General features: G+C 61.9%; 12 protein-coding genes. 10 read left to right on the top strand and 2 right to left on the bottom strand.

The window, feature by feature from the left end:
• Positions 1–184 (top strand): hypothetical protein (locus ACQ4WR_RS09245; protein WP_436486801.1); only part of this gene is annotated, 184 nt, incomplete at its 5' end.
• On the opposite strand, the gene ACQ4WR_RS09250 is transcribed toward ACQ4WR_RS09245, so the two are convergent.
• Complete coding sequence (locus tag ACQ4WR_RS09250; RefSeq protein ID WP_436486803.1) at positions 150–926, bottom strand: SDR family oxidoreductase; 777 nt, start codon at positions 924–926, stop codon at positions 150–152. The genes ACQ4WR_RS09245 and ACQ4WR_RS09250 overlap by 35 nt on opposite strands.
• A gap of 264 nt (positions 927–1,190) precedes the next feature.
• Here ACQ4WR_RS09250 and ACQ4WR_RS09255 point away from each other — a divergent pair, with 264 nt between their 5' ends.
• The 3 genes from ACQ4WR_RS09255 to ACQ4WR_RS09265 all read left to right on the top strand — a co-directional run bounded on the left by ACQ4WR_RS09255 (position 1,191) and on the right by ACQ4WR_RS09265 (position 6,509).
• Positions 1,191–2,867, top strand: a complete 1,677-nt coding sequence (locus ACQ4WR_RS09255; protein WP_436486805.1) for an electron transfer flavoprotein-ubiquinone oxidoreductase — start codon at positions 1,191–1,193, stop codon at positions 2,865–2,867.
• A 233-nt stretch (positions 2,868–3,100) separates the two neighbouring features.
• Positions 3,101–5,710, top strand: coding sequence for an O-linked N-acetylglucosamine transferase family protein (locus ACQ4WR_RS09260; RefSeq protein WP_436486807.1), 2,610 nt, complete (start codon positions 3,101–3,103; stop codon positions 5,708–5,710).
• Between the two features lie 88 nt (positions 5,711–5,798).
• Positions 5,799–6,509 (top strand): LbetaH domain-containing protein, encoded by a 711-nt coding sequence (locus ACQ4WR_RS09265; protein WP_436486808.1) that lies wholly within the window; start codon positions 5,799–5,801, stop codon positions 6,507–6,509.
• Positions 6,510–6,528: 19 nt separating this feature from the next.
• Here the strand turns inward: ACQ4WR_RS09265 and ACQ4WR_RS09270 are convergent, their stop codons facing one another.
• A complete protein-coding gene (locus tag ACQ4WR_RS09270) occupies positions 6,529–7,188 on the bottom strand; it encodes a NeuD/PglB/VioB family sugar acetyltransferase (RefSeq protein ID WP_102294734.1) in 660 nt (219 codons plus the stop codon).
• 256 nt (positions 7,189–7,444) lie between these two features.
• Between ACQ4WR_RS09270 and ACQ4WR_RS09275 the strand changes: the two genes are divergently transcribed.
• From ACQ4WR_RS09275 to ACQ4WR_RS09300, 6 genes are all read left to right on the top strand, one after another.
• Positions 7,445–8,296 carry a flagellin N-terminal helical domain-containing protein gene (locus tag ACQ4WR_RS09275; RefSeq protein WP_102294736.1) on the top strand — a complete coding sequence of 284 codons (852 nt, stop codon included), beginning with the start codon at positions 7,445–7,447 and terminating at the stop codon, positions 8,294–8,296.
• A 179-nt stretch (positions 8,297–8,475) separates the two neighbouring features.
• Positions 8,476–9,327: a flagellin N-terminal helical domain-containing protein gene (locus tag ACQ4WR_RS09280; protein WP_436486810.1), complete on the top strand. Its 852-nt coding sequence runs from the start codon at positions 8,476–8,478 to the stop codon at positions 9,325–9,327.
• Between the two features lie 220 nt (positions 9,328–9,547).
• Positions 9,548–10,399, top strand: a complete 852-nt coding sequence (locus ACQ4WR_RS09285) for a flagellin N-terminal helical domain-containing protein (protein WP_102294740.1) — start codon at positions 9,548–9,550, stop codon at positions 10,397–10,399.
• A gap of 199 nt (positions 10,400–10,598) precedes the next feature.
• Positions 10,599–11,477 (top strand): flagellin N-terminal helical domain-containing protein, encoded by an 879-nt coding sequence (locus ACQ4WR_RS09290; RefSeq protein ID WP_102294741.1) that lies wholly within the window; start codon positions 10,599–10,601, stop codon positions 11,475–11,477.
• 180 nt (positions 11,478–11,657) lie between these two features.
• A complete protein-coding gene (locus ACQ4WR_RS09295; RefSeq protein WP_102294743.1) occupies positions 11,658–12,536 on the top strand; it encodes a flagellin N-terminal helical domain-containing protein in 879 nt (292 codons plus the stop codon).
• A gap of 59 nt (positions 12,537–12,595) precedes the next feature.
• Positions 12,596–13,696: a hypothetical protein gene (locus ACQ4WR_RS09300; RefSeq protein ID WP_102294745.1), complete on the top strand. Its 1,101-nt coding sequence runs from the start codon at positions 12,596–12,598 to the stop codon at positions 13,694–13,696.
• Positions 13,697–13,756 lie beyond the last annotated feature (60 nt).

Here is a 13,756-nt window from a genome sequence, read left to right on the forward strand (position 1 = left end):
ATCGGGCATTCTTATGGATGTTCATTCGGTTGGTTTCCTTGAGAACTGGGGGTTTGGCGATTTCCAGTGTCTCAAATCCAATCCGAATGAACCACAACAACCTATTGAAACATCACAGCTAGGCGCAGCTGCCGCAGTGACTGCCTGGCTTAAAACGAGCTCATGCCGCCGTCCGCTGAAATGATGGCGCCATTGATGAAATGCGAATCCTCGCCCGCCAGCAGCAACAGCAGGCCGTCGAGGTCCTCCGGCTTGCCCGGACGTTTATTCGGCAGCATTTCGATCAGCTTCTTGCCCTGCTCGGTGGCGAAATAATCCTCGTTGATTTCCGTGGAAATATAGCCGGGGCAGATGGCGTTGGTATTGATGCCGTATTTGCCCCACTCCACCGCCATGGCGCGCGTCATGTGCACCATGCCCGCCTTGCTCATGCAGTACACGCCGATCTGCGGCAGCACCTGCAAACCCGCCATCGAGGCGATATTGATGATGCGGTGCTGTTTTTTCGGGTCGCCCTTGGCGCGCGCGATCATGCGCTTGGCCGTTTGCTGGGCCACGAAGAACGATCCGCGCAGGTTGGTGTCCATCACGAACGAGTAATCTTCGGGCGTGACGTCGACCAGGCGTTGCGTGGTGGACACACCGGAATTGTTGACGAGGATATCGATGGGGCCCGCTTCCGTTTCCGCATGCGCGATGGCCGACTTGATGCTGGCGAAGTCTGTCACGTCGAGCGACACCACGTGCGCGGCGCCGCCATCGGCTTCGATCTCGGCGCGCAACTCCTTCAGGCGTTCAGTGCGGCGCGAAGCCAGCACGACCTGGGCGCCCGCCTGGGCCAGCACTTTCGCAAAGCGCGCGCCGAGGCCGCTCGATGCGCCGGTAATCAGGGCAATCTTGCCCTCGAAATTGACTTCTATGCCCACGAGCTACTCCTGTTTTATTTTAGACAATACTTTACGCCGCGCCTATGGCACAGGGGCAAAATCGCCCGCGGCGCACTTGAGCAAAAGTAAACGCCATCATTACACAAAATGGCTGGATTTAGATTGCGGCGTGGGGCAATGTCACGCAAAATGGCGCCAAAGTTGCAATCCTCGCCAAAAACAAGCACACTCGTGCTTAAATTTCCCCGATGATGCTTTAATCCCTATCCTTGCTACCTAATTGAGTGACTAACAATCGAGACCATGACACAGCCTAATAACTTAGTTGAACAGTACGGACCGCGCGACACCATGGAGTATGACGTGGTGATCGTGGGCGGCGGCCCCGCAGGTCTGGCGGCGGCGATCCGCCTGAAGCAGCTGGCCGCTGAAAAAAGCCAGGAAGTGTCCGTCTGCGTGCTGGAAAAAGGCGGCGAACTGGGCGCGCATATCCTGTCGGGCGCCATCATGGACCCGAAAGCCCTGACCGAACTGATCCCGAACTGGAAAGAACTGGGCGCGCCGCTGAACACGGAAGTGACGGAAGACCGCATCCTGTTCCTGACCGAAACGAAAGCCTATAAAACGCCGAACTTCGCCGTGCCGGCCTGCTTTGAAAACCATGGCAACTATATTGTCTCGCTGGGCAATGTGGTGCGCTGGATGGGCCAGCAGGCGGAAAACCTGGGCGTGGAAATCTTCCCCGGCTTCCCTGCCGCGGAAATCCTCTACAACTACGACGGCTCCGTAAAGGGCGTGGCGACCGGCAACATGGGCGTCAAGCGCGACGGCGAGCCGGGCCCCGACTTCCAGCTGGGCATGGAATTGCACGCCAAGTACACCTTGTTCGCCGAAGGCGCGCGCGGTCACCTGGGCAAGCAATTGATGGCCAAGTATGACTTGAACGCCGGCAAGGACCCGCAATCGTACGGCATCGGCATCAAGGAATTGTGGGAAATCGACCCGGCGCAGCACAAGCCGGGCCTGGTGATTCACTCGAGCGGCTGGCCGCTGGACACGAAAACCTACGGCGGCTCCTTCCTGTACCACCTGGAAAACAACCAGGTGATGGTCGGCTACGTCGTGGGCCTGAACTACGAGAACCCTTACCTGTCGCCGTACGAGGAATTCCAGCGCTACAAGACGCATCCGGAAATCCGCAAGTTCTTCGAAGGCGGCAAGCGCATCTCGTACGGCGCGCGCGCGATCGCGGCCGGCGGCCTGCAATCGTTGCCGAAACTGGTATTCGCCGGCGGCGCGCTGATCGGCTGCGATGCGGGCTTCCTCAACATGAGCCGCATCAAGGGCAGCCACGCGGCCATCAAGAGCGGCATGCTGGCGGCTGACGCGGCCTTCGGCGCGCTGGGGGAATCGCGCCAGCACGACGAACTGGCGAGCTACCCTGCCGCCTTCGAGAAATCCTGGCTGCATGAAGAATTGCACGTGGCGCGCAACGTCAAGCCATGGCTGTCGAAGGGCTTGTACCTGGGCAGCCTGATGACAGGCATCGACCAACTGATCTTCCGCGGCAAGGCGCCGTGGACCCTGCACCACTCGCATGGCGACCACGAATGCCTGAAGCCGGCGACCCAGTCGAAAAAGATCGTGTATCCGAAACCCGATGGCAAGCTGACGTTCGACAAGATGTCCTCCGTCTTCATCTCGAACACGAATCACGCGGAAGACCAGCCCATCCACCTGACTTTGAAGAACGCCAGCGTGCCCGTCGACGTCAACCTGGCCACGTATGCGGGTCCGGAAGCGCGTTACTGTCCCGCCGGCGTGTACGAGTTCGTGAAGAACGACGACGGCGCCGAACGCCTGCAGATCAATGCACAGAACTGCGTGCACTGTAAAACCTGCGACATCAAGGACCCGACGCAAAACATCGTCTGGGTCACGCCGGAAGGCGGCGGCGGTCCCAACTATCCGAACATGTAACGGGCCGCAGGCAGCGCCGTGCGCGCTGACTGCCACGCACCACAGCGCGCTCGCCCCTGGCAGCGCGCTGTTTTTTTTGACATAAGCACCATGCTTTCCGCCGTACTTTGGTGCTCCAGCAACACCGCACACGCAACGCAACGCTATTCGCCATCAAAAACCGCCCACAAAGTTTCCCATGGGCACTTTCAGCAGTTACAATTCCCGTTGCTAAACATTTCCACACCCCCGCCATGAACGCCAACGTTCCTCCAGAAGTCCCCCTCGATACCGAATTGCAGCAAGCGCTTGCCGCGCACCAGGCTGGCCAGTACGCCGAAGCCGAAGCGCTGTACCTGGCCATTCTGCAGGCGCAGCCCTACCACGCGATTGCCAATCACAATCTCGGTTTGCTGGCGGGCCAGCTGGGCCAGCCCGCTGCCGGCTTGCCATATCTGCACAAGGCACTGTCGGTCAATCCCGACGAAGGGCAGTTCTGGCTGTCGTACGCGAATGGCTTGCTGCAGGCGGAGCGGCCCGACGAGGCGCTGGAGATTGTCGAGACGGCGATAGGCCGCGGGCTCGACAACGCCGCCTCGCAAGCGCTGCGCCAGCAGGCGCGCGATGCCATCGCGCTGGCGGCGCTGTCGCCCACGCAGGAGGAAGCGGCGCCCATCGTGGCCCTGTACCAGAGCGGCGAATTTGCGCAGATGGAAGATGCCAGCCGCACGCTGCTGCTGCAATATCCGCAAGCGCCATGGGTGTGGAGCGTGCTGGGCACTGCCCTGCAGGCACAAGGCAAGGATGCGTTCGCCGTACTGAAGCGCACGGTGGAACTGGCGCCGCACGATGCCCAGGCGCATGGCAACCTGGGCAACGCCTGGCAGACGGCCGGCAAGCTCGATGAAGCAATGGCCAGCTATCTGCGGGCACTGGAAATCGATCCGGATTTCCCGGAAGCGCACAACAATCTGGGCAGCGTGCTGCGCGTGCTGGACCGTCCGGAGGAAGCGCAGGACAGCTTCCGCAAGGCGATCGCGCTGCGGCCCGACTATACCAAAGCCCGCTTCAACCTGGGCAATGTGCTGAAAGACGCGAAACAGTATGCGCAGGCCGTGGAAGAATACCGCGCCGCCAGCCTGTTGCTGCCGGACGACGCGGAAATCCAGAATAGCCTGGGCAGTGCCTTGCGCATGGACAAGGCCTATGACGAAGCCATCGACTGCTTCGCGCAGGCCGTGGCCTTGAAGCCCGATTATGCCGACGCGCATTTCAACCTGGGCACCACCATGCTGGCCGCGCAGCGCGACGCCGAGGCCGTCGTCGCCCTGGGCAAGGCGGTTGAAAACGAGCCGGACAACCATGAGCTGCACTTTTATCTGGGCAATGCGCTGAGAAACACGACACAGCCGGAAAAAGCCATGGCGAGCTTTCGCCAGGCGCTGGCGCTGAAAGAGGACTTTATCTCGGCGGAAATCAACCTGTGCTCGATGCTGCAGATCCACGGCGCGCTGGAAGACGCCATCGCCAGCGCCTACCGCGCGCGCAAGATCGGCCCGAAGCACCCCACCGGCCATACCAGCCTGCTGTTTTGCCTCAGCCACAGTGACGAGCTGGACGCGGCGGCGCTGTTTGCCGAACACCGCCAGTTCGGCGAGGAGTTCGAACCCGCATTGCAGCCGCACTGGCCCGAGCATGGCAACACGCGCGATCCGCAGCGCCGCCTGCGGGTCGGTTTTGTCTCGGGCGACTTCAATGAACACGTGGTGGCCAATTTCGTCGTGCCCGTCATCTCGAAACTGGCAGAAAGCGCTCAGCTGTCGCTGTATGGCTACTATAACAATTCGCGCTTCGACAGCGCCACCGAGCGCCTGAAGCAATACCTCGTACATTGGAACGACATCGTGGAAATGTCGGATCAGGAAGCCTTCGCCCGCATACGCGAAGATGAAATCGATATCCTCATCGACCTGTCGGGCCACACGGCGTTCAACCGCCTGATGCTGTTTGCCATGAAACCGGCGCCGATCCAGGCCAGCTGGATCGGCTATCCGGGCTCGACTGGCCTGCAAGCCATGGATTACTACATTGCCGACCGCTACTTCACGCCGCCGGACATCGTCGGCCCCTACATGACGGAAAAGCTGGCGCTGCTGCCCGCCTGCCTGCCGTTCCTGCCGTCGGCGCTGTCGCCGGCCATCGAGCAGGCGCCGGCACTGTCGAACGGCTACCTCACGTTCGGCAGCTTCAATCGCTTGAGCAAGCTCAATCGCGGTGTCGTCAGGCGCTGGGCCAAGCTGCTGCATGCCTTGCCGACCGCCAAAATGCTGCTGGGCGCCATGCACAAGCAAAGCGACCACGATATCCTGGCGCAATGGTTCGCCGAAGACGGCATTCCGTTGGAGCGGCTGAGTTTCCACCAGCGCACGCACCTGGGCAATTACCTGGCACTGCACCAGCAGATCGACGTGTGCCTCGACACCTACCCGTACACGGGCGGCACCACCACCATGCATGCGCTGTGGATGGGCGTGCCAACGCTGACCTTGGCCGGCGACACGGTTGCCAGCCGGGCCGGTGCCTGCATCCTCGAACACGTCGGCCTGGGCTCGTTTGTCGCCACCGATGACGACGATTTCGTGAACAAGGGGAAATTCCTTGCAAATAACATCGTGCAACTGGCCGCCTTGCGCGCCACCATGCGCCAGCGCCTGGAAGAGTCGGCCATTGGCCAGCCGGCACTGATCGCGGAAGGGTTCGAGCAAGCCCTGCGGGCCATGTGGCAGCGCTGGTGCGACGGTCTGCCGGCGCAGACGTTCGAAATCGAACGCCTGGCGGGCGGCGCGCCGGATGCCATGAAGTAAGCAGCGCCGCGGCACACCGGATACCGGCCAGGCGCAGCACGCGCCTGGCTGCCCTTGCTTTCCCATTTACCAGAAGAACATCATCCCGATGGACATTTCAACTGATCTCGATTTTGCCGGCACCAGCGACAGCCACCCCTGGGCGGCGCAATTTACCGTGCTCACCTATGCTGGCGGCGGCTACAGCCTGATCCCCCTGCGCTTCTTCCGCGACTGGCTCGACCTTCCCGTCGAGCACTGCCACTTCCAGATCGGCCGCTGCTCGGCGCTGGGCGTCGATTCCATCGCCAAATATGACGGCACGACACAGTCGCTGCGCATCGGGCGCTTTGTCTCGGGTGGCTCGCGCCTGCGCTTCATCCTCAATGGCCAGCACGAGACACGCACCATCTCCACGTATATGTTCACCATCGCCGGCAAGGACCTTGTCCATCCGAATCCGCCGCAGTATGGCGACAGCATCATCAAGAACGACGTCTGGATCGGCGACGAAGTCATGATGCTGGGCGGCGGCATCATTGAAAACGGCTGCATCATCGCCGCCCGCTCCGTACTGCCGCCGAACTTCCGCTCCGAGCCGTATGGCATCTACGCCGGCGCGCCGGCAAAGCTCGTGCGCTTCCGTTTTTCGGAAGCCGTGCGCGCCGCCCTGCTGGAACTGGCCTGGTGGGACATGCCCTTGAGCTGGATACGCGACAACAACACCGCCTTCCTGCAAGACCTGACGGCCGATGAACCCGCCGCCCTGGCCACGCTGGCGCAACTGCTCGCCAGCCGCAAGCAGGCGGCTGCCGCGTAAGCGGCGCCATAGACGGGATTTACAGGTACTTTTCGCCGATGACGCGGCTGCGGATGGTACGTGCCGGTGCGCCATAACTGACGCACAAGTCGCCCACGGGCCGCGTCACCACGGCGCCGGCGCCGACCACACTGTGTTCGCCCACCCGCATGCGCTGCAGCAGCAAGGCGCCCATGCCGAGCGCGCTGCAGCTGCCCAGCGAGGCATTGCCGCCGGTGGCCGCCGCCGGCGCCAGGCTGGAAAAAGCGGCCATCACCGAATCATGGTCCAGCGAGGCGCGCGTATTGACGATGCAGCCCTGCCCCACTTCGCACTGCGGATTGATCACCGCGCCGGCCATCACCACGCTGCCGGCTCCCAGGCGCACCGCCTTGCCGATGCTCGCCTGCGGATGCACCGCCGTGACGAACTGCAGCTGCGGGCACAAGGCCGCCACCACCGCCGTCACCCTGGCGCGCACGTGGTTGTCACCGATGGCCACCAGCACGCCACCCAGGGCATGCTGGTCCGCCAGCGCCGGCAGATCCGCCTCGGCGCCCAGCACGCGATAAGCGAGCGTTTCTTCGCCAACGGCGCGGAACGCGTCGATCAGGCCCACGATCGTGTGCAATCCCTCGCGTTCGACCACGTCAATGACCACCTTCGCATGGCCCGACGAGCCAACAATTACAATATTCATATCACTACCCCGAGTAAGGCGTGGTCCGTTCGACAAGGGCACGCGTGTGGAGTATGCGGCATTTCACCGGCCCCTTACCAGCCCCGGCGCGCAAAAAAAGGCCGTTTCCCGGTGCCGGCTACGGGGCAATCATAAAAAAAACGCATAAAGATAAAAGAATTTCTCAAAAGCATTTAATTTCGGCCTGCATGGCGTCGCCTTGTCATGGGGAGAGCACCTGTCGGTCGCTCCGAACCAATACCACTGGAGTTACCCTATGCTGAGCCTTCACACCAACAACGCATCGCTGTCCGCACAGAACTCGATCGCCAAGACCCAGTCGCAACTGTCGACCTCGATGACCCGCCTGAGCACCGGCTACCGCATCAACTCGGCCATGGATGACGCAGCCGGCCTGCAGATCGCCACCCGCCTGAAAGCACAAACCAGCGGCATGACCGTTGCCATGAGCAACACGCAAAACAGCACCTCGCTGCTGCAAACGGCTGAAGGCGCGTTCGCCGAAGTCACCAACATGCTGGTACGCATGAAGGATCTGGCCACGCAAGCTGCCGATGCCTCGTCGAACAGCGCCGACAAGACCGCCATGCAGGCGGAATACGACGCACTGGGCCTGGAACTGTCCAACGTCATGAACAACACCACTTTCGGCGGCCAGAAACTGCTGACCGGCGGCACCATCGCCAGCTCGATGACCTTCCAGATCGGCGCCGCCAAATCGGAAACCATGAGCATCAACCTGTCGTCGGCCATGAGCGCCGTCGGTTCGGCACTGAGCTCGGCTGCCGCCAACTTCAACGCCGCCGCCGTCGGCACGGAACTGACGTCGAACGCCAACGCCGCCATCGGCAGCCTGGTATCGGCCATCGACAGCATCAGCACCGTGCGTTCCGCACTGGGCGCCGCCGCCAACCGCCTTGACCACGTCAACAGCAACCTGTCGAACATCGCCACCAACACCAAGGCCGCCACCGGCCGCATCATGGACGTTGACTTCGCCACCGAAAGCTCGAACATGACGTCGTCGCAAATGCTGCTGCAAGCCGGCACCGCGATGCTGAAACAAAGCAACAGCATGTCCTCGATGGTCATGTCCTTGCTGCAATAATACTGAACGGCGCCACGCGCCCGCCAGACAGCCCCGGCAAGCGATTGCCGGGGCTTTTTTATGGCCAGACGAAAAAATTTCCTTGCGGCATTTAATGAAGCACTCAGCAGGGTCGCCTTGTAGTGCTGAGGGCATGAAATCACTGCCCCTCGACGAATTTACCTAACAGGAGCAATACCATGCTGAGCCTTCACACCAACAACGCATCGCTGTCCGCACAGAACTCGATCGCCAAGACCCAATCGCAACTGTCGACCTCGATGACCCGCCTGAGCACCGGCTACCGCATCAACTCGGCCATGGATGACGCAGCCGGCCTGCAGATCGCCACCCGCCTGAAAGCGCAAACCAGCGGCATGACCGTTGCCATGAGCAACACGCAAAACAGCACCTCGCTGCTGCAAACGGCTGAAGGCGCGTTCGCCGAAGTCACCAACATGCTGGTGCGCATGAAGGATCTGGCCACGCAAGCTGCCGATGCCTCGTCGAACACCGCCGACAAGACCGCCATGCAGGCGGAATATGACGCACTGGGCCTGGAACTGTCCAACGTCATGAACAACACCACCTTCGGCGGCCAGAAGCTGCTGACCGGCGGCACCATCGCCACCTCGATGACCTTCCAGATCGGCGCCGCCAAATCGGAAACCATGAGCATCAACCTGTCGACCGCCATGAGCAGCGTCGGCTCGGCACTGAGCGCGGCCGCCGCCAACTTCAGCGCGGCAACCGCCGGCACCGAACTGACGGCCAACGCCAACGCCGCCATCGGCAGCCTGGTATCGGCCATCGACAGCATCAGCACCGTGCGTTCGGCACTGGGCGCCGCCGCCAACCGCCTTGACCACGTCAACAGCAACCTGTCGAACATCGCCACCAACACCAAAGCCGCTACCGGCCGCATCATGGACGTTGACTTCGCCACCGAAAGCTCGAACATGACGTCGTCGCAAATGCTGCTGCAAGCCGGCACCGCGATGCTGAAACAAAGCAACAGCATGTCCTCGATGGTCATGTCCTTGCTGCAATAATATTGCCGTACCCAGCTTAGCCTGGCCGCTTGCGGCCGGCGGCACGAAGCCAGACCGCGGTCTGGCTTTTTTTATGCCCGCCTGTTTGTATCGTGTGCGCATAAGTAAATAAGAAAATTTCCATACGGCATTTAATAACAGGCAAGAAATAGTCGTCTTGTACTGATGAGGGCAAGAAATCGCTGCCCCTCGACGAACCTACCTAAACAGGAGCAACACCATGCTGAGCCTTCACACCAACAACGCATCGCTGTCCGCACAGAATTCGATCTCGAAGACCCAATCGCAACTGTCGACCTCGATGACCCGCCTGAGCACCGGCTACCGCATCAATTCGGCCATGGACGACGCAGCCGGCCTGCAGATCGCCACGCGCCTGAAAGCGCAGACCAGCGGCATGACCGTTGCCATGAGCAACACGCAAAACAGCACCTCGCTGCTGCAAACGGCTGAAGGCGCGTTCGCCGAAGTCACCAACATGCTGGTGCGCATGAAGGATCTGGCCACGCAAGCTGCCGATGCCTCGTCGAACACCGCCGACAAAGACGCCATGCAAGCCGAATACGACGCACTGGGCCTGGAACTGGCCAACGTCATGAACAACTCGACCTTCGGCGGCCAGAAACTGCTGACGGGCGGCACCATCGCCAGCGCGATGACCTTCCAGATCGGTGCCGCGCAATCGGAAACCATGACCATCAACCTGGGCACGTCGATGACCAGCGTGGCCACGGCCCTGGGTTCGGCTACCGCCAACTTCGCCGGCACCGCAGGCGGCACGGAACTGAAAACACTGGCCAACACGGCCATCGGCAGCCTGATTTCGGCCATCGACAGCATCAGCACCGTGCGCTCGGCACTGGGCGCCGCCGCCAACCGCCTTGACCACGTCAACAGCAACCTGTCGAACATCGCCACCAACACCAAGGCCGCGACCGGCCGCATCATGGACGTTGACTTCGCCACCGAAAGCTCGAACATGACGTCGTCGCAAATGCTGCTGCAAGCTGGCACCGCGATGCTGAAACAAAGCAACAGCATGTCCTCGATGGTCATGTCCTTGCTGCAATAATATTGCCGTACCCAGCTTAGCCTGGCCGCTTGCGGCCGGCGGCACGAAGCCAGACCGAGGTCTGGCTTTTTTTTCGCCGCATTATTTGTTTAAATTATTTCCACGAAGAATTTAACATTTCCAGCCTGCCGGTCGCCTGGCATGTATGAGGACGAAAAATACCGCGTCCTGCAATGCATTTACCAACAGGAGTTACCACATGCTGAGCCTACACACCAACAACGCATCGCTGTCCGCACAGAACTCGATCGCCAAGACCCAATCGCAACTGTCGACCTCGATGACACGCTTGTCCACAGGCTACCGCATCAATTCGGCCATGGATGACGCAGCCGGCCTGCAGATCGCCACGCGCCTGAAAGCACAAACCAGCGGCATGGCCGTTGCCATGAGCAACACACAAAACAGCACCTCGATGCTGCAAACGGCCGAAGGCGCTTTCGCCGAAGTCACCAACATGCTGGTGCGCATGAAAGACCTGGCCACGCAAGCGGCCGATGCTTCCTCGAACCAGGCTGACCGTACGGCCATGCAAGCCGAATACGATGCGCTGGGCACCGAGCTGTACAACGTCATGACCAACACCACCTACGGCGGCAGCCTGCTGCTGGGCGATGGCTCGGCCGCTGCCAAAGGCACGCTGTCGGCAGCGATGACGTTCCAGATCGGCGCCAGCGCGTCGGAAAAAATGGGCTTCACGGTGGCAACCGACATGGGTACGCTAAACACCACGCTGACCGGTGTTTCCGCCAACTTCGCCGCCACCGCCCCGGGCGGCGCGGAACTGACCACCAACGCCGCGGCCAACGCCACCATCGACAAGCTGGCCACCGCCATCGGCAATGTCAGCACCGTGCGTTCCGCACTGGGCGCCGCCGCCAACCGCCTTGACCACGTCAACAGCAACCTGTCGAACATCGCCACCAACACCAAGGCCGCCACCGGCCGCATCATGGACGTTGACTTCGCCACCGAAAGCTCGAACATGACGTCGTCGCAAATGCTGCTGCAAGCGGGTACCGCGATGCTAAAGCAAAGCAACAGCATGTCCTCGATGGTCATGTCCCTGCTGCAATAATATTGCCGTACACAGCTCAGCCTGGCCGCTTGCGGCCGGCGGCACGAAGCCAGACCGCGGTCTGGCTTTTTTTTGGCAAACATATTTTTTTAACTATATTTTCATCGTACTTAACAATGTTGCCGCGATGGTCGCCTATACAAGGTAGAACGCCATTCAACCCTAGACGAAAGCCGCCACGTGCTGAGCATCCATACCAACCTCGCCGCACTGTACGCCCAGAGCGCCGCTTCCAGCGCGCAAAGCCGGCTGTCGACGTCGATGACACGCCTGAGCACGGGCTTTCGCATCAACTCGGCCATGGATGACGCGGCGGGCCTGCAGATCGCCACGCGCCTGAGCGCGCAGGTGAGCGGCATGACGGTAGCCATGCGCAACACGCAGAACAGCACCTCGCTGCTGCAAACGGCCGAAGGCGCGTTCGGCGAAGTGACGGACATGCTGATGCGCATGAAGGACATGGCGACGCAGGCGGCGGACGCATCCTCCAACCAGCTCGACCGCGATGCCATGCAGGCCGAATACGACGCGCTGGGCTTGGAACTGTACAACGTCATGACCAACACGACCTACGGCGGCAGCTTGTTGCTGGGTAATGGCACGGCCGGCAAAGGCACCCTGTCGCAGACACTGACCTTCCAAATTGGCGCCAGCAGCAGCGAAACGATGCAGATGAGCGTGGAAGGCAAGATGAGCGACCTCGACATCGCCCTGAAAGCGCTGTCGGCCAACTTTGCGCCTACAGGCACGGCAGGCACGGAATTTGGCAGCAACAGCAGCGCCAACAGCATGATCGACCTGCTGTCCAAGGCGCTCGACCAGGTGGGCGGCGTGCGCTCGGCCCTGGGCGCCACGGCCAACCGCCTCGAACACGTGCACAGCAACCTGGCCAACATGGTCACCAATACCAAGGCCGCCATCGGCCGCATCATGGATGTTGACTATGCGGCCGAAAGCGCCAACATGGCGTCGGCGCAGATGCAGTTACAGGCCAGCACGGCCATGATCAAGCAAAGCCAGAGCATGCAGAAAATGATACTGTCTCTGCTGCAACCGTAAAGGCTGGCATGGCCTGAGCGGCCAGCTTTATTGATAGACTTTCACCTGGAAGCAGTGGCATGGCGATAGACCGCATTTCCTCGGGCAACCCGGTTCCCCTGATTACCCAGCGCTTCGACGTCAGCCCGGCCACGCCGATGGTGCCGGGCGTGGTGCAGCCGCTGGTGCCCGTCGGCCCCTACATGGCGCCCGCCCCCGATGCGGGCACCCTGCCCGCCCAGCTGCAGCAAAAAGGCCAGGACAGCCTGGCGGCCCTGATCAAGCCGAACGCCGATGGCTTGGGTGCCACGCCGCGCGACAGCAGCGCCATGCAGGTCAATCAACTGTTCTTTACGCGCCAGCTCGTGTGGCAGCCGCCCGACGCGGCCCAGCTGGCAGCCTCCTGGCGCGTGATGGTCAAGACCTATGGCGAGCAGTATGCCGCCCTGCAGGAGCAGGCGCGCGGCCAGCATGTGCCGGGCAACCTGTTCATGGCCGACCAGCAGCCGGCCCTGCTGCGCGAAGGCCCGCGTCCGCCATTGACGGTCGACAGCGAAGCCTGGCGCTTTGCCGTGTACGGCTGGGGCGGCCAGCGCCTGCTGCTGCGCGTGCTGGCCAGCGACGAGGACGAGCAAGCATCGCAGCCCAAGCGCCGCGGCAAGGTGGCGCTGCGCGTGGAACTGATCATCATCGGCATCGGCAGGGTCGTCATCCAGATGGAACCGGCCGGCGACGGCGTGCTGCTGGAACTGGCCGCCGACGAGGAAAGCGCCCTGCACCACCTGCGAATGGCCCTGCCCGAGATCGCCGACGCCGTGCGGCGCGCCGGCCTGCGCGTGGTGCGCTGCCGCCTGAACCGCCAGCTGCACGCCCAGCGCGTGCACGGCAACTACCCGATGCAGGCGGCCGCCGCCGCGCTGTCGCTGCCGCTGTTCCGCGCCATGGCCGAAGTGGCGCTGCTGCTGACGCAGCCGGAAGCGGAAACGGCCGCCGCACCCGACGAGCCCGCCCAGCCGGCCGCCGAGGCGGAAGAAGAGATTATCGTCTCGAAGGAAGTGGCGGCGCCGCTCGATTACGACTATGGAGACGAGGACGATGAAACGGCGCCAGGCGCCAGCGTGCTGCTGCTGGCTGACGGCCAGGAACACGCGCTGCTGCCGCCGATCGACGAGCAGGATTGATGCAGCAGGTTTGATGCAGCAAAAAAAACGGCGCCCGCAGCGCCGTTTTTTCATTTTGCC

It is taken from the genome of Janthinobacterium amylolyticum, assembly GCF_051380655.1.
Lineage (GTDB): Bacteria > Pseudomonadota > Gammaproteobacteria > Burkholderiales > Burkholderiaceae_D > Janthinobacterium.

What these genes read in the sequence shown, in the direction of transcription:
- ACQ4WR_RS09255 (WP_436486805.1), top strand. Translation starts at nt 1,191, where the DNA reads ATGACACAGCCTAATAACTTAGTTGAACAGTACGGACCGCGCGACACC.
- ACQ4WR_RS09260 (WP_436486807.1), top strand. Translation starts at nt 3,101, where the DNA reads ATGAACGCCAACGTTCCTCCAGAAGTCCCCCTCGATACCGAATTGCAG.
- ACQ4WR_RS09265 (WP_436486808.1), top strand. Translation starts at nt 5,799, where the DNA reads ATGGACATTTCAACTGATCTCGATTTTGCCGGCACCAGCGACAGCCAC.
- ACQ4WR_RS09270 (WP_102294734.1), bottom strand. Translation starts at nt 7,188, where the DNA reads ATGAATATTGTAATTGTTGGCTCGTCGGGCCATGCGAAGGTGGTCATT.
- ACQ4WR_RS09275 (WP_102294736.1), top strand. Translation starts at nt 7,445, where the DNA reads ATGCTGAGCCTTCACACCAACAACGCATCGCTGTCCGCACAGAACTCG.
- ACQ4WR_RS09280 (WP_436486810.1), top strand. Translation starts at nt 8,476, where the DNA reads ATGCTGAGCCTTCACACCAACAACGCATCGCTGTCCGCACAGAACTCG.
- ACQ4WR_RS09285 (WP_102294740.1), top strand. Translation starts at nt 9,548, where the DNA reads ATGCTGAGCCTTCACACCAACAACGCATCGCTGTCCGCACAGAATTCG.
- ACQ4WR_RS09290 (WP_102294741.1), top strand. Translation starts at nt 10,599, where the DNA reads ATGCTGAGCCTACACACCAACAACGCATCGCTGTCCGCACAGAACTCG.
- ACQ4WR_RS09300 (WP_102294745.1), top strand. Translation starts at nt 12,596, where the DNA reads ATGGCGATAGACCGCATTTCCTCGGGCAACCCGGTTCCCCTGATTACC.